The sequence below is a fragment of the Massilia sp. SYSU DXS3249 genome, from assembly GCF_053668055.1.
In genome coordinates this window covers 84,404-98,345 of the sequence record NZ_JBSIPX010000008.1, presented here as the reverse complement: position 1 = coordinate 98,345, position 13,942 = coordinate 84,404, and the positions used below count along the sequence as shown (strand labels likewise).

Below are 13,942 nucleotides of genomic sequence, written 5' to 3'. Positions count from 1 at the left end.
TGGGTAGCTTTCCTGCCGCGATGATTCACACGCCTGTTGAACGCGTGGACGGCAGAGCCGTCCACCCTACTTCCCTGCGCTCAGCGCAAACTAGTTTTCAATCGCCTCGAACGCGTACTGTACCTCGTCCCCGAATTTATCGAGGAACATCAGCGCGCGCACGCCTTGCGCGGCTGCGTGGAAGTCCCCGGCGTCGAGCTGCTTGCCGACCTGCACCAGCATCTGCTTGCGCTCGCCGCGCACTTGCGCGTCCAGGGCGTCCAATGAAGAAGCATCCTTGGCCGCGCGCGCGTCGCCGAGTTCCTCGCGCCATTCCATCTGCTGCATCAGGAAGGCCATCGGCATGGCCGTGTTGGACTCGGTCTGCAGGTCGACGCCGTTCAGCTCGCACAGGTACTGCGCGCGCTTTTGCGGGTTCTTCAGCGTTTGATACGCTTCGTTGGCGCGCGTGGCCCACTGCATGGCGACGCGCTTCTCGGCGTCGGTGGCGTTCACGAAACGGTCCGGGTGGACGCGGCCCTGGACGTCGCGGTAGGCCGCATCCAGCGCGGCGGTATCGACATCAAAACGGGCCGGCAGCCCGAACAGCTCGAAGTGATTCTGCATCAGCAGCTCAGATACGGAAGCTCTCGCCGCAACCGCAATTGTCCTTGACGTTCGGGTTGTTGAAGCGGAAGCCTTCGTTCAGTCCCTCACGGGCGAAATCGAGTTCGGTGCCGTCGATGTAGGCCAGGCTCTTCGGGTCGACGAAGACCTTCACGCCATGCGATTCGAAGACGTTGTCCTCGGGTGCCGCCTCGTCGACGTACTCCAGCTTGTAGGCCAGGCCGGAGCAGCCGGTGGTGCGCACGCCGAAACGCAGCCCGAGGCCCTTGCCGCGACGCTCGATGTAGCGGTTGATGTGCTTCGCCGCTTTTTCGGTCAGTGTGATTGCCATGCGTTCTTCTCCAGCGTGAGTCTACTTATGCAGTTGCGTGCTTCGTCTTGTAGTCGGCGACGGCGGCCTTGATCGCGTCTTCGGCCAGGATCGAGCAGTGGATCTTCACCGGCGGCAGCGCCAGTTCTTCGGCGATCTGCGTGTTCTTGATGGCCAGTGCCTGGTCCAGGGTTTTACCTTTCACCCACTCGGTCACCAGCGAGCTCGATGCGATGGCCGAACCGCAGCCATAGGTCTTGAACTTCGCGTCTTCGATCAGGCCCTGCTCGTTCACCTTGATCTGCAGCTTCATCACGTCGCCGCAGGCCGGGGCGCCGACCATGCCGGTGCCGACCGACTCATCGCCCTTTTCGAAGGCGCCGACGTTGCGTGGATTCTCGTAGTGGTCGAGTACTTTGTCCGAATATGCCATGGTAGTGCTCCTTGAATTCTTTAGTTTAGTGTGCGGCCCATTGGATCGAGTTCAGATCGATCCCTTCCTTGAACATGTCCCACAGCGGCGACAGTTCGCGCAGTTTGCCTACCTTTGCCTTCAGCAGTTCGATCGTGAAGTCGATGTCTTCCTCGGTCGTGAAGCGGCCGATGGTGAAGCGGATCGAGCTGTGCGCCAGTTCGTCGCTGCGGCCCAGGGCGCGCAGCACGTAGGACGGTTCCAGCGAAGCCGAGGTGCAGGCCGAACCGGACGACACGGCGATGTCCTTGATCGCCATGATCAGCGACTCGCCCTCGACGTAGTTGAACGAGACGTTCAGGTTGTGCGGCACGCGGTGGTCCATGTCGCCGTTGATGTAGACCTCTTCGATCTCCATCAGGCCCTTGGCCAGGCGGTCGCGCAGCGCCTTGATGCGCACGACTTCGGTGTCCATCTCTTCCCTGGCGATGCGGAAGGCTTCGCCCATACCGGCGATCTGGTGGGTCGGCAGCGTGCCCGAACGCAGGCCGCGCTCGTGGCCACCGCCGTGCATCTGCGCTTCCAGGCGCACGCGCGGCTTGCGGCGCACGTACAGGGCGCCGATGCCCTTCGGACCGTAGGTTTTGTGGGCGGTGAAAGTCATCAGGTCGCACTTGGTCTTGCTCAGGTCGATATGGACCTTGCCGGTCGCCTGGGCGGCGTCGCAGTGGAAGATGATGCCCTTCGAGCGGCACAGTTCGCCGATTTCGTCGATCGGCTGGATCACGCCGATTTCGTTATTCACCAGCATGACCGAGACCAGGATGGTGTCCGGACGGATCGCCGCGGCCAGCTGCTCGATCGTGATCAGGCCGTTGTCCTGCGGCTCGAGGTAGGTCGCCTCGAAACCGACGCGCTCGAGTTCGCGCACGGTGTCCAGCACGGCCTTGTGCTCGGTCTTCACCGTGATGATGTGCTTGCCCTTCGTTTTATAGAAGTTGGCGGCGCCCTTCAGGGCCAGGTTGTTCGATTCGGTCGCGCCGGAGGTCCAGATGATCTCGCGCGGATCGGCACCGACCAGGGCGGCGACGTGGCCGCGCGCTTCTTCGACTGCGGCCTCGGCCGACCAGCCGTACATGTGGCTGCGCGAGGCCGGATTACCGAACTGCTCGCGCAGGAAGGGAATCATTTTGTCGGCCACGCGTGGGTCGATCGGCGTCGTCGCCGAATAGTCCATGTAGACCGGGAAATGCGGTGCAGTCACGAAGCTCTGCTCGATTTTTTTGTCCAAAGGCGCGTTCATCAGTTCACTCCAGTTCTGCTTCAATTTTTGCGGTGGCGGCGGCGTGGGGGCGGTGCACGACCACGACGCTTTGTTCTTTCTGCTTTTGCTGGTCGACCAGGTCTTGCAGGGAAACCGAGTCCAGGTAGTCGACCATCTTGGCGTTGAGCGTGGTCCAGAGCTCATGGGTCATGCAGCGGGTGCCGCTGGCAGCGTCCGACCCGTGGCAGTTTTCCTTGCCGCCGCACTGGGTCGCATCGAGCGGCTCGTCGACGGCGATGATGATGTCGGCCACCGTCACCCGCTCCGCCGGCCGCGCCAGGCTGTAGCCGCCGCCCGGCCCGCGGATCGATTCGACGATCGCATGGCGCCGCAGCTTGCCGAACAGCTGCTCCAGGTAGGACAGCGAAATGGCCTGGCGCTGGCTGATGCCCGACAGCGTGACGGGACCATTACCCTGGCGCAGGGCAAGATCGATCATCGCAGTGACAGCAAAACGGCCTTTGGTGGTCAGACGCATCACAACCCCGGTAATGTTAAAATATTGCTCTTGTTCACTTTTGCCATGTCTTCAGCGTTGTTACAGAAAGACCGGATTAGTTGAACGATTTAGTCAAGTATAGCAAATTCCGGGGTGCTTGTCTTGGAGGGGCCAAAAACGGCCGGGGGCTCGGCGGGGCGTTTTCGAGTGCTCGTCGGGCGGGTATCGACGCGTGGACGGCAGAGCCGTCCACCCTACGTGCGCGTCAGTTCAACCGATGCCTCAAAGGCCTGCGATCCGTAGGGTGGACTGCTCCACCACTCCCGCGTGATCTGCTGGAACGTTTGCGCAGTCCACGCGGCGATACGCGACCTCACCCCGCCGTAACCGCGCCGCTATCCGCTCACCGCGCCCGCAATAACCCCATCGGCCCGAACAACTCCAGCATCCCCCGGTTCGCAATGAACGTCAGGTTATACGGATGCTCCGCCACTGCCTGCGGAAACGCCGCCGTCTCGGGCAACTTCGCCAACTGCTCCGCAATCTTCCCCCACAACACCAGCGTCGGCGGCTCTGCCCGTTCGGCGAGCACCGCCAGCACCGTCTGCAGGAAAGGCAGCCAGGCCCGCGCATCGACCACGGGCGCCACATGCTTGCGAAACACCAGCGCCGCATTCAGCAGCAGGAAGCCCTCGGCCGTCAGGTTGTCCTGCAACTGCGCCAGGGTCCGGATTGCCCCGTTGGCGCGCGCCGCGGCCGCCACCGGCGCCAGCGCCGCCCCGCCGGTCGCGTCAGGCTGCAATTGCCCATCGGCCACCAGCAGCATCTTCATGAAGTTGCGCAGCGAAGTCGCCCGGTTGACCGGCTTCGACAACCCCGCCTCGCTCCACAGCTCGCCCACGGCCCCATCCATGAAGCAGACCCCGGTCGCGCTCGCGGCGCGCGGGTACGGCCCCTCCCCCACCAGCACGTAGCGCACCCGCTCCAGGGGCTGGGCGAAGGCGGCGAACAGGCGGCCTTCGGTCGGCAGGTAGCTATCCGCGGCCAGGTCCGGCAGGTAAGCGGGATTGGCGCGGGCCACCGCCTCCAGTCCGCGCACCAGATGCGGCCGCCAGGACGGATCGGCAAGGGCCAGCATGTCGAGAAAAGCGCTTGGTACGGTCGGATTGGTCATGGCGGGCGTGGCAAAAAAGAAGCGGATTGTACCTGTGCGGGGTCTATCCTGGAGCAAGATTGTCGCTCTTCAAGCTGGCGAGCCCCATCGGTAAAACGCGGCATGATGGCCCATCCCTGCGGACAATCCGCCAACCACCCGACAAGGAGGCCTGCAATGCAAACGATCCAGGATGTGATGACCCGTGACGTGCAAACCATTTCGCCACAGGACACGGTGCAACGCGCCGCGCAGTTGATGGACGAACTGAACGTCGGCGCTATTCCCGTGACCGATGGAAGCAAGCTGGTCGGCATGATCACCGACCGCGACATCACCGTGCGCTCGACCGCCGTCGGCCAGGACCCCGGCTCGACCAAAGTCACCGACGTGATGAGCACCGACGTGCGCACCTGCACCACGCGCCAGAGCGTCGAGGACGTCCTGAACCAGATGGCCGACGTCCAGATCCGCCGCATCCCGGTGCTCGACGAGGATTCCGGGCAGATCGTCGGCATCGTCTCGCTGGGCGACGTGGCGACCAAGCATTCGGCCGACGTCGACAGGACGCTCGACGAGATCTCGTCGCCATCGGAGCCGGATCGGTCGTAGGGTGGGCTGCTCCACCCTGTCCTGTGAGCGTGGACTGCGCATGCTGTGCGGTTATTCATCCGTTATGGGTGGAGCAGTCCACCCTACGGAATGCAAAACGGGCAGGCTTGAAGCCTGCCCGTGATCCTTGCTGCCGCGTTCCTTATTCCGCGTCCGGCTGTTTCGACGGATGCGCCGCCGCGAACGCCTGCATGTCGACGCACAGGGCGTTGATGCGGGCGATGTTCGGGTAGGCGGCGATGTCGATGTCGAAGCGCTGGGCGTTGAAGACCTGCGGCACCAGGAAGCAGTCGGCCACCGTCGGGGCGCCGCCGTGGCAGAAGGGGCCGGCCGCCGGGTCGCGCGCGAGGTGGGCTTCCAGCGCGGCGAGGCCTTCGCGGATCCAGTGGCGGATCCATTCGTTCTTCTGCTCTTCGGTGAGCTTGAGCTCATGCACGAGGTGCTTCAGCACGCGCAGGTTGTTCAGCGGGTGGATGTCGCAGGCGATGATCTGGGCCAGTTCGCGCACGCGGGCGCGGCCGGCGACGTCCTGCGGCATCAGCGGCACGGCCGGGAAGCGTTCGTCGAGGTATTCGATGATCGCCGTCGACTGCGTCAGCGTGATGCGGTCGTCCTGGAAAGCCGGCACCAGGCCGCTCGGGTTGATCTTGCGGTAGTCTTCCTGGCGCTGCTGGCCGCCGTCCTTGAGCAGGTGCACGGGCACCGCGTCGTAAGCCAGGCCCTTCAGGTTCAGTGCGATCCGCACGCGGTAGGCGGCGGAGCTGCGGAAATAGGTATAGAGCTTCATTCTTTCCTCCCGTGGTAATGCATCACCTCGTGATCGATGGCGCCGAAGATGCTGGCGCCGTCGGCATCGAGCATCTCGATGCGCACGTTGTCGCCGAAGCGCAGGAACGGCGTCTTCGGGGCGCCGTGTTCGATCGTTTCATACATCCGCACCTCGGCCAGGCAGCAATAGCCGACGCCGCCGTTGGCGATGCTCGAGCCGTGCAGGCTGCCCTGCTTGTTCGACACCGTGCCCGAACCGACGATGCTGCCGGCGCCCAGTTCGCGGGTCTTGGCGGCGTGTGCGATCAGCTGCGCGAAACTGAAGGTCATGTCGTCGCCGGCGTTCGGCTTGCCGAAGGGCTCGTCGTTGAGCGTGACCAGCAGCGGCAGGCACAGTTTGCTGTCGTTCCATGCTCCTTTCAATTCGTCCGGCGTGACGGCCACCGGCGAAAAGGCGCTGGCCGGCTTGGACTGGTAAAAGCCGAAGCCCTTGGCCAGTTCGTTCGGAATCAGGTTGCGCAGCGACACGTCGTTGACCAGCATGACGAGGCGGATCGCCTGCGCCGCCTGCTCCACGCTGGCGCCCATCGGCACGTCGCCGGTGACGACCGCGACTTCCGCTTCGAGGTCCACGCCCCAGTCCTCGCTCAGCACGGCGATCGGGTCGCAGGGGCCAATGAAGCGGTCGGAGCCGCCCTGGTACATCAGCGGATCGGTATAGAAGGAGGCCGGCACCTCGGCATTGCGCGCCTTGCGCACCAGCTCGACGTGGTTGATGTAGGCCGACCCGTCGCACCACTGGTAGGCGCGCGGCAGCGGCGAGTGGCACTCCATGTCGATGAAGGACTCGGCCTTGTCGGCGGTGCCTGCATTGAGCCTGTCGTAGACGGCCTGCAGTTTGGGCGCGACGGCGTCCCAGTCGTCGAGTGCGCACTGCAGCGTGCGCGCGATTTTCGGGACGGCCTGGCAGGTGACGAGGTCACGGCTGACGACGACCAGCGTGCCGTCGCGGCCGCCGGTCTTGAGTGATGCAAGTTTCATGGCGATTTCCTTCGTCTTTTACTATGTTGCCGCCATTAAAAGACAATTAGGACTATCATACAAACAATATTTTCTGGCCGATTTATCAGCTTATCTTATGAATCCCACCCTGCGACAGATGCGCGCATTCGTGGCGCTTGCCAAGACCGGCAACTTCACCCTGGCCGCCCAGTACATGCACGTCACGCAGTCCGCGTTGTCTGGCCTGATCAAGGAGCTGGAGCAGACCCTGGACGCCCGCGTCGTCGACCGTTCCACGCGCCGCATCACCCTGACCGAGATCGGACGCGAGCTGTATCCGCTATTTAGCCAGATGATCGATGATCTCGACGGTGCGCTGGCGAACGTGGCGGACCATACGCAGCTCCGCAAGGGCATTGTTCGCATTGCCGCGCCGCAACTGATGTGCTGCACCCTGGTGCCCGAAGCCATGGCCGCCTACCGCGCCGTGCATCCGGACATCGACGTGCGCGTGGCCGACAGCCCGGTCGAAAACGTGATCGCGCGCGTGCTGTCGGGCGAATCGGATATCGGCATCGGCCCCGAGCGCGATCCGATGCCGCAACTGCAGGCGCGCGAACTGTTCGAAATGCCCTTCGCACTGGTGTTCCCCGAGGGCCACCCGCTGGAGGACGCCGAGCGCGTCACCTGGCAGGACGTGGCGCGTTATCCCTTCATCGCCCTGCAGGGCCAGTTCACCGAGCGGCTGCTGGCCGACATGCACGCCCTGCTGCGCGACGTTCCCCTGAAACCTGCGAACGAGGTGACCTTCATGACCACGGCGCTGGCCATGGTCAGCGCCGGACTCGGCGTTACCGTCTGCCTGCCCTACGCCCAGCCGCTGGCCCAGCTCTACCGCCTGCGCATGCGCACGCTCGAGGAGCCAAGGCTGACGCGCCGCTTCTTCGTCTATACGCGCGCCGGGCGCTCGCTGTCGCCGGCGGCCGAGAGCTTCATCGAGTTCCTGTTCCCGTACGTGCAGGCCAAGCGCGAGATGGCGCGCACGCAGGAGGCCTGACGCTTCTGCCTGCCCCTGCGGCGGGCCCGGCCTGCGCCTGTTCCCGGGCTGCGCTAGAATTCGGCGACCAGTTTTTGCCGGAGCGTTCCAGATGTCCCACAACACCATTGCGATCAACCAGCGCATGGACCAATTCGACGGCCACCAGAGCGTCTGGCTGTTCGGCTACGGCTCCCTGATCTTCAAGGCCGACTTCCCCTTCATCGAACGCCGCCCCGCCGCCATCCGCGGCTGGACCCGCCGCTTCTGGCAGGGTTCGCACGACCACCGCGGCACCGAGACGGCGCCGGGCCGCGTGGTGACCCTGGTGCCGGACCCCGGCGCGCTCTGCCACGGGATGGCCTACCTGGTCACGCCCGAGGAATTCGCCCACCTCGACCACCGCGAAAAGAACGGCTACCTGCGCCTGGCGACCGACATCGTGTTCGACGACGGCGCCAGCGCCCTCGGCCTGGTCTACATCGCCACCCACGAAAACGCCGCCTTCCTCGGCCCCGCGAGCGAACTGGACATTGCGCGCCAGATCGCCACCGCGCGCGGCCCGAGCGGGCCGAACAGCGAATACCTGCTGGAGCTGGCGAAAGCGCTGCGCGAGCTGGGCAAGCCGGATGCGCACGTGTTCGAGATCGAGCGGCATCTGGCCGATCTGGCCGGGTAGTCGTATCGCGCATGGTGGACGGCGCCACCGTCTCGGTTCGCTCACGCAATCGGGTGGAGCCGTCCACCCTGGGTCCTGCTGCCGACCTTGGTTCCCTGCTACGACACAGCCCTTGACCTTCCTCAGCAAGCAGCCTCAGCCACATCCTAAGCTGAAGCCATGCGCCCTCCGCCCTAGCATCGTTTCCCGCACGCCATGTTGACGGAGCGCACAAACTGAACGGGAGGAAAGCATGGAACCGAGAATCGAACGGCGCCGCCTGCACTGCGACCCTTGGCTGCTCTACCTGATCATTTTCCTGTCGGCATGCGGCCTTGCGCGCCTGACCAGCGCGGCAGTTTGATCCCGCCCAGTAGCCGTCCCCGACTGCCCACTTAAGCTGGAGCGAGTGCCCGCGTCTAGCACTGTTTCCCTTGCTGCATCTTGATTAGACGCATCGAACTGACTTAGGAGGAACAAATGCTGACTCGACATGCATCATCCGCGCCCCGTGGCTGGAAACTGTGGTGCCTTGCCCCGGCCATGCTCCTGGCTGCCAGCAGCTGGGATGGCGGCAACCAGGCGCTGGCGTATCCGAAAACGCCGCCGTCCACGCCGGTGACCACCACCTACCGCATCATCCCGCTCTGGGAATCGAACCCGATCACGCAGCCCGATATCAACAACCGGGACCAGGTGGCCTTCACCGTCGCCGGGCCATCGGGGGGAGCCGGCAAGTTCTACGATGGCCGGCGGGTACTGGACATCGGTACGCTCGGCGGCACGGAGACGCTCGCATTCGGCGTCAACGACCTCGGGCAGGTCATCGGTTCCAGCACGATCAACGCGCAGAACAACTTCCACGCCTTTGTCTGGAGCCAGCGCACCGGCATCATCGACCTCGGCGCACTCCCCCCTGGTCCGGGCGACTCGGTCGCCGCCGACATCAACAACGCGGGCCAGATCGTGGGCGCGTCACAGGTCAACGGACGCAACCACGCGGTGCTGTGGAGCCGCAAGACCGGCCTGCTCGACCTCGGCATGCTGCCGGGCACGAACGTTTCGAATGCATCGGCGATCAACGAGGCCGGCCAGGTTGCCGGCAACAGCCTGCAGCTCGGCGACGTTCGCGGCGAAGCCTTCCTCTGGAGCCGCGCTACCGGCATGGTCGGGCTTGGCGCAGGGACACAGGCGATCGTCATCAATGCTGCCGGACAAGTCGGCGGCACGGCGCTGAATGCCGCCGGCCTGCCGGTGTCATGGGTGTGGACGCCAAGGCTGGGCGGGGTCACCATCGGGGAAGGCGGTACCGGGTCGCAGGTCACGGATATCAACGACCGCGGCCTGGCCGTCGGCATCGACACCGCGACGGGCGTGAATGCGGGCTACACCTGGACCCGGGAAACCGGGATCCGCTTCCTTGGCAACTTTGCGGGCGGGCTCAATTCGATCGCCCATGCGGTGAACAACCGCGGCCAGGTGGTGGGCGAGGCGCCCGCGCCCGGGCTCGGCCTGCGCGCCTTCGTCTGGACGCGCGCGGAAGGGCTGGTCGACCTGAACACCCGTATTCCCGACGCCCCGCCCGGCCTGGTACTGAGGTCCGCGCGCGACATTTCGGAGAACGGCGCGATCGTGGCGGAATCGACCTCCGGCCTGGTACTGCTGGTTCCGCGCGCCGTCAGCCACGTCGCCCCGGTCGTCGGCCCGATCGAAGCCAGCGGCCCGGCCGTCGCCAACCGCCTGCTGAGCCTGAGTGCGGGCTTCAAGGACGCCGACCTGCGCGACACCCACAAGGCCAACTGGTCGTGGGGCGACGGCAAGCAGGAGACGGGCGTCGTCAGCGCGAAAAACGGCACCGGCAGCGTGAGCGGCCAGCATGTCTGGCGCGCGCCCGGCACCTATACGGTACGCCTTACTGTGACCGATAGCGGCGGCAAGAGCACGACGGTGACACGCAAGGTGGTCGTCTCCAAGACTGGCGGCTGACCGCCGGCGCGGCACGGCCGGCCGGATGTTCGGCCGGATGTTCGGTCGGCTGTGCCGCGCTTTCCTCCCCTGCTCCCGCACCGTCCGCCTTCGCGTTCGCCGCCGAAGCCGTAAAATGGCGCCTGCATTCTACTTACAGGCGTCAATATGGAAACCAAAGACCAGCGTTACCTCGTGCAGCAAAACAAGATCGCGGACGGCGAGAAAAAACCGCCCGTGTTCGCCAGGGTCATGCGCAGCAAGGAGGGCAAGTTCGAAGGCGTTTCCTTTATCAAGAACAAGGAAAAAGCCACAGTCATGACGGTGGCCGAGGCGCAGGAGGTCATCGACTGGTCTACGAAAAAGAAGAGCAACGCGCACGAGTACGCGACGAAGATCATTTGCCTCGGCCAGTAAGTCCTCCACGCCATGATGGACGATAGCCGGCCCCGCACGCCGCGCTCCGGCTGGCTGCCACGGCTGGCGGCACTCGCTGCGGAGCAATGGCGCCAGCTGCTGCGCTTCCAGCCGAGCGACCGGCGCTGGCCCCTGCCGCTCGCGGCCGCGCTCGCCTCGGGCTTGCCGCTGCTGGCCGGCGCCTTCTACGGCCACATCGAGTACGGCCTGGCCGGCTCGGTCGGCGGCCTGGCCTTCCTCTACCTGCCGGCCACCTCCCTGTCCCATCGCATGGTGGTGCTGATGGCCTGCGCCTTCGGCATGCTGGCCTGTTACGCCCTCGGGCTGGCCAGTCAGCTGGTCCCGTCCCTGATCCTGCCGACCATCGCGTGCATCACCATGCTCGTGACGATGATGTGCCGCCTGCACAACGTCGGCCCACCCGGCAGCCTCTTCTTCGTCATGGTGGCGGCTATCGGCGCCTATTCGCCGGTCGCGCTGCCGGAGGTGCCGCGCATGATCGGCCTGTTCGCCCTCGGTTGCCTGGTGGCCTGCGTGGTCGGCTTCGTCTACAGCCTGTGCACCTTGCGGCGCCCCGCTCCCCAGCCGGCGCGAGAAGCACCCGCGCCCGGCTTCGACTTCGTCGTGCTCGACGCACTGGTCATTGGCCTGGCGGTCGGCGTCTCGCTCGCCGTGGCCCAGGCTTTACAGATGGAGAAAGCCTACTGGGTGCCGATCAGTTGCCTCGCCGTGATCCAGGGCAGCTCCCTCCGCGCCGCCTGGACCAAACAGCTGCACCGCGTGATCGGCACCGCCCTCGGCCTGCTGGTGTCGTGGGCCCTGCTGTCGTTTCCGCTCGACCAGTGGTCGATCGCCCTCGCCGTCATGCTGCTGACCTTCCTGGTCGAGTCGCTGGTGGTGCGGCATTACGCGCTGGCGGTCAGCCTCATCACGCCGCTGACCATCCTGCTCGCCGAAGCCGCCACGCTGGGCCACGCGCCGGCGGCGCTGCTGATCCAGGCACGCTTCCTGGACACCCTGCTCGGCTGTGCAATCGGCCTGGCCGGCGCTGCCTGCCTCCATAGCCCACGCCTGCGGCGCGCACTGGGCGGCCTGCTGCGGCGTGCGCTGCGCCTGCCCGTAGCGTCGTGATACGTTGAGATGCACACGAAGCGCGATGCGAGATGCGTAGCGCGCCGTGACATGCGTGACGCGCCGCGCCGTGCCTTGCCCCTCCGCGACAGCCTCCCTGCATCGCCCTGACTGATCATCAACCCTGCGTTTAGAACAGGTCGAGCTGCCCCGCTGTCCGGGCGCCAGGCTTGCGCGCCGCCGCCGGCACCACCAGCGGCCGGCGGAAGGCCGTCGTATCGAGCCGCTCGAAACGCCCGCCCAGCCCGCCCAGTCCCAGCTTGGCCACCGTCTTGTTGAAACGCTGGCGGATCAGGTCGGCCCAGACGCCCTCGCCGTGCATGCGCTTGGAAAAATCGCTGTCGTAATCCTTCCCGCCGCGCATCTCGCGCACGCGATTCATCACCCGCGCCGCGCGTTCCGGAAAATGCGCCTCCAGCCACTCTTGGAACAGCGGATTGACCTCGAAGGGCAGGCGCAGCACCACATAGTGCGCGCCGACGGCGCCGGCGTCGCGCGCCGCTTCCAGGATGCGTTCGATTTCCGGTTCGGTGACAAAGGGGATAATCGGCGCCACGCTGACGCTGACCGGAATGCCGGCATCGGTGAGCGTGCGGATGGTGCGCAGGCGCCGGGCCGGGGCGGCGGCGCGCGGCTCCAGGGTGCGCGAGATTTCCGAGTCGAGCGTGGTGATCGTGATCGCCGCGCAAGCCTGGTTCTTGGCCGCCATCGGCGCGAGCAGGTCGATATCGCGCTCGATCAGCGAGGACTTGGTGATCATCCCGACCGGGTGGCCGCATTCGCTCAGGACTTCCAGCACCTGGCGCGTGATGTGCTTGTCGCGCTCGCAGGGCTGGTAGGCGTCGGTGTTGACGCCGATGGCGATGTGCTCGGGCTTGTACGACGGATGCGCCAGCTCGCGCCGCAGCACTTCGGCCGCATTGATCTTGGCGAAAATGCGGCTTTCGAAGTCGAGCCCGGGCGACAGCCCGAGGTAGCTGTGCGTGGGCCGCGCGAAGCAGTAGATGCAGCCGTGCTCGCACCCACGGTAGGGGTTGAGCGAGACCCGGAAGGGAATGTCGGGCGAGGCGTTGCGCGACAGGATGCTTTTCGCGATCTCGTCGGTGACCTGGGTCTTGAATGCGGGATGTTCGATGCCCTCGCCGTCCGCCACCCAGCCGTCGTCGAAACCTTCGCGCCCGTTGACTTCATGGCGGCCCTGGATGTTCGACACGGCCCCGCGCCCTTTCAGGGCGCCGAGCGGCTGCGGCGGCAGCATGGGCTGCTCGGCACTGTATTCCCGGTCAATTGTTCGTTGGCGATTTTGCATGGCGCACCCGATACTGTATATTTATACAGTATGGTACGCGGCTATTCCGGCGATTTCAAGCGTGGCACGCATGCCGCCTGCTGTTCGACGAAACCGTCGAAGGCTTCGAACAGCGGAGCAAGGCGCGCCGCATCCCCTTCTACCTGGCCCAGCGCATGCGCGCCGGCCTCGAGCGTCGAGAGCTGGTCGGGCGCGTGGGCCTTGCGGATGCGGTAGCTCGACGCCGGCATGTCGCGCAGCGCGAGACGCGGCAAACGCTGCAAGACCGGATTCAGGTGCAGCATCTTGCGGCTTTTACGCCACGTCGCGTCGAGCACCACCAGGCGCAGCCGGCCGGCGGATGGCAAATCCGTCGCCACCGGTTCGCCCGGCGCCGCGGGATACAGCAGCACCGGCGTGCGTCCGTCCGCATGCAGCAGCGCGTCGAGTTGCGCCGCATCGAAGGTTTCGCCCACGGCCAGCACGCTGTCCTGCACGCTCAGGTGCAGCAGGCGGGCGCTGTTCTTCGCGTTGGCGACCTCGAGCGGATGCTGGAGGACCAGCAGCGCGCACTCGACCCGCACCGGCCTGACCCAGCGGCAAATGCAGGCCGACTGCGCGCGCAGGCAGGCGGCGCAGGTGGCACGGCGGTGAGCAGGAGGCAGAGGCATGGGCGGTCGGGAGAGAAAGGCGCGATTGTAGCAGCCGGCTTTCCGGCCGCCGGATCGCAGAGGACGGCAGGCGGCAGCCGATCAGCGCGGAGGCCTTCGCCGGCGCCCTCCGACACTCCGGCATGCCGGCTCCAGGCGCAACGGCCACCC

The 13,942-nt window shown here is 65.6% G+C and carries 16 protein-coding genes; 6 read left to right on the top strand and 10 right to left on the bottom strand.

The genetic code is table 11. The annotated features are described in order from the left end of the window. Positions 1-90: 90 nt before the first annotated feature. From hscB to ACWCIA_RS11660, 6 genes are all read right to left on the bottom strand, one after another. A complete protein-coding gene (gene hscB, locus ACWCIA_RS11685; RefSeq protein ID WP_454163412.1) occupies positions 91-606 on the bottom strand; it encodes a Fe-S protein assembly co-chaperone HscB in 516 nt (171 codons plus the stop codon). Between the two features lie 7 nt (positions 607-613). After that, positions 614-937, bottom strand: coding sequence for an iron-sulfur cluster assembly protein IscA (gene iscA / locus ACWCIA_RS11680; RefSeq protein ID WP_379725405.1), 324 nt, complete (start codon positions 935-937; stop codon positions 614-616). A gap of 25 nt (positions 938-962) precedes the next feature. Next, positions 963-1,349 carry a Fe-S cluster assembly scaffold IscU gene (gene iscU / locus ACWCIA_RS11675; RefSeq protein ID WP_182989172.1) on the bottom strand — a complete coding sequence of 129 codons (387 nt, stop codon included), beginning with the start codon at positions 1,347-1,349 and terminating at the stop codon, positions 963-965. Positions 1,350-1,374: 25 nt separating this feature from the next. Further along, the gene (locus ACWCIA_RS11670; protein ID WP_454163410.1) at positions 1,375-2,631 is read right to left on the bottom strand and encodes an IscS subfamily cysteine desulfurase; all 1,257 of its coding nucleotides are present in this window, start codon (positions 2,629-2,631) and stop codon (positions 1,375-1,377) included. Positions 2,632-2,635: 4 nt separating this feature from the next. After that, positions 2,636-3,130 carry a Fe-S cluster assembly transcriptional regulator IscR gene (iscR, locus tag ACWCIA_RS11665; RefSeq protein ID WP_454163409.1) on the bottom strand — a complete coding sequence of 165 codons (495 nt, stop codon included), beginning with the start codon at positions 3,128-3,130 and terminating at the stop codon, positions 2,636-2,638. A gap of 364 nt (positions 3,131-3,494) precedes the next feature. After that, a complete protein-coding gene (locus ACWCIA_RS11660) occupies positions 3,495-4,265 on the bottom strand; it encodes a uracil-DNA glycosylase (protein WP_454163407.1) in 771 nt (256 codons plus the stop codon). A gap of 156 nt (positions 4,266-4,421) precedes the next feature. Between ACWCIA_RS11660 and ACWCIA_RS11655 the strand changes: the two genes are divergently transcribed. Next, positions 4,422-4,856, top strand: a complete 435-nt coding sequence (locus tag ACWCIA_RS11655; protein WP_454163405.1) for a CBS domain-containing protein — start codon at positions 4,422-4,424, stop codon at positions 4,854-4,856. Positions 4,857-4,998: 142 nt separating this feature from the next. Here ACWCIA_RS11655 and maiA read toward each other — a convergent pair whose 3' ends face one another. Both maiA and ACWCIA_RS11645 read right to left on the bottom strand, forming a co-directional pair. Next, positions 4,999-5,643, bottom strand: coding sequence for a maleylacetoacetate isomerase (maiA, locus tag ACWCIA_RS11650; RefSeq protein WP_454163403.1), 645 nt, complete (start codon positions 5,641-5,643; stop codon positions 4,999-5,001). Beyond that, positions 5,640-6,665: a fumarylacetoacetate hydrolase family protein gene (locus ACWCIA_RS11645; RefSeq protein ID WP_454163401.1), complete on the bottom strand. Its 1,026-nt coding sequence runs from the start codon at positions 6,663-6,665 to the stop codon at positions 5,640-5,642. Before ACWCIA_RS11645 ends, maiA begins: the two co-directional genes overlap by 4 nt. 97 nt (positions 6,666-6,762) lie before the next feature. On the opposite strand from ACWCIA_RS11645, the gene ACWCIA_RS11640 reads away from it, so the two are divergent. The 5 genes from ACWCIA_RS11640 to ACWCIA_RS11620 all read left to right on the top strand — a co-directional run bounded on the left by ACWCIA_RS11640 (position 6,763) and on the right by ACWCIA_RS11620 (position 11,833). Then, a complete protein-coding gene (locus ACWCIA_RS11640) occupies positions 6,763-7,683 on the top strand; it encodes a LysR family transcriptional regulator (protein ID WP_454163400.1) in 921 nt (306 codons plus the stop codon). Between the two features lie 91 nt (positions 7,684-7,774). Then, positions 7,775-8,341 (top strand): gamma-glutamylcyclotransferase, encoded by a 567-nt coding sequence (locus tag ACWCIA_RS11635; protein WP_454163399.1) that lies wholly within the window; start codon positions 7,775-7,777, stop codon positions 8,339-8,341. 459 nt (positions 8,342-8,800) lie between these two features. After that, positions 8,801-10,306 carry a PKD domain-containing protein gene (locus ACWCIA_RS11630; protein WP_454163397.1) on the top strand — a complete coding sequence of 502 codons (1,506 nt, stop codon included), beginning with the start codon at positions 8,801-8,803 and terminating at the stop codon, positions 10,304-10,306. 147 nt (positions 10,307-10,453) lie between these two features. Beyond that, positions 10,454-10,702, top strand: coding sequence for a hypothetical protein (locus ACWCIA_RS11625; protein ID WP_454163396.1), 249 nt, complete (start codon positions 10,454-10,456; stop codon positions 10,700-10,702). 12 nt (positions 10,703-10,714) lie between these two features. Then, the gene (locus tag ACWCIA_RS11620; RefSeq protein ID WP_454163394.1) at positions 10,715-11,833 is read left to right on the top strand and encodes an FUSC family protein; all 1,119 of its coding nucleotides are present in this window, start codon (positions 10,715-10,717) and stop codon (positions 11,831-11,833) included. Between the two features lie 130 nt (positions 11,834-11,963). On the opposite strand, the gene ACWCIA_RS11615 is transcribed toward ACWCIA_RS11620, so the two are convergent. Continuing rightward, complete coding sequence (locus tag ACWCIA_RS11615) at positions 11,964-13,091, bottom strand: PA0069 family radical SAM protein (protein ID WP_454163393.1); 1,128 nt, start codon at positions 13,089-13,091, stop codon at positions 11,964-11,966. Positions 13,092-13,183: 92 nt separating this feature from the next. Then, positions 13,184-13,792, bottom strand: coding sequence for a tRNA-uridine aminocarboxypropyltransferase (locus ACWCIA_RS11610; protein WP_454163391.1), 609 nt, complete (start codon positions 13,790-13,792; stop codon positions 13,184-13,186). Positions 13,793-13,942: the final 150 nt, after the last annotated feature.

Coding starts and splice junctions, on each gene's coding strand:
- hscB (WP_454163412.1), bottom strand. CDS start 606: ATGCAGAATCACTTCGAGCTGTTCGGGCTGCCGGCCCGTTTTGATGTC.
- iscA (WP_379725405.1), bottom strand. CDS start 937: ATGGCAATCACACTGACCGAAAAAGCGGCGAAGCACATCAACCGCTAC.
- iscU (WP_182989172.1), bottom strand. CDS start 1,349: ATGGCATATTCGGACAAAGTACTCGACCACTACGAGAATCCACGCAAC.
- ACWCIA_RS11670 (WP_454163410.1), bottom strand. CDS start 2,631: ATGAACGCGCCTTTGGACAAAAAAATCGAGCAGAGCTTCGTGACTGCA.
- iscR (WP_454163409.1), bottom strand. CDS start 3,130: ATGCGTCTGACCACCAAAGGCCGTTTTGCTGTCACTGCGATGATCGAT.
- ACWCIA_RS11660 (WP_454163407.1), bottom strand. CDS start 4,265: ATGACCAATCCGACCGTACCAAGCGCTTTTCTCGACATGCTGGCCCTT.
- ACWCIA_RS11655 (WP_454163405.1), top strand. CDS start 4,422: ATGCAAACGATCCAGGATGTGATGACCCGTGACGTGCAAACCATTTCG.
- maiA (WP_454163403.1), bottom strand. CDS start 5,643: ATGAAGCTCTATACCTATTTCCGCAGCTCCGCCGCCTACCGCGTGCGG.
- ACWCIA_RS11645 (WP_454163401.1), bottom strand. CDS start 6,665: ATGAAACTTGCATCACTCAAGACCGGCGGCCGCGACGGCACGCTGGTC.
- ACWCIA_RS11640 (WP_454163400.1), top strand. CDS start 6,763: ATGAATCCCACCCTGCGACAGATGCGCGCATTCGTGGCGCTTGCCAAG.
- ACWCIA_RS11635 (WP_454163399.1), top strand. CDS start 7,775: ATGTCCCACAACACCATTGCGATCAACCAGCGCATGGACCAATTCGAC.
- ACWCIA_RS11630 (WP_454163397.1), top strand. CDS start 8,801: ATGCTGACTCGACATGCATCATCCGCGCCCCGTGGCTGGAAACTGTGG.
- ACWCIA_RS11625 (WP_454163396.1), top strand. CDS start 10,454: ATGGAAACCAAAGACCAGCGTTACCTCGTGCAGCAAAACAAGATCGCG.
- ACWCIA_RS11620 (WP_454163394.1), top strand. CDS start 10,715: ATGATGGACGATAGCCGGCCCCGCACGCCGCGCTCCGGCTGGCTGCCA.
- ACWCIA_RS11615 (WP_454163393.1), bottom strand. CDS start 13,091: ATGCTGCCGCCGCAGCCGCTCGGCGCCCTGAAAGGGCGCGGGGCCGTG.
- ACWCIA_RS11610 (WP_454163391.1), bottom strand. CDS start 13,792: ATGCCTCTGCCTCCTGCTCACCGCCGTGCCACCTGCGCCGCCTGCCTG.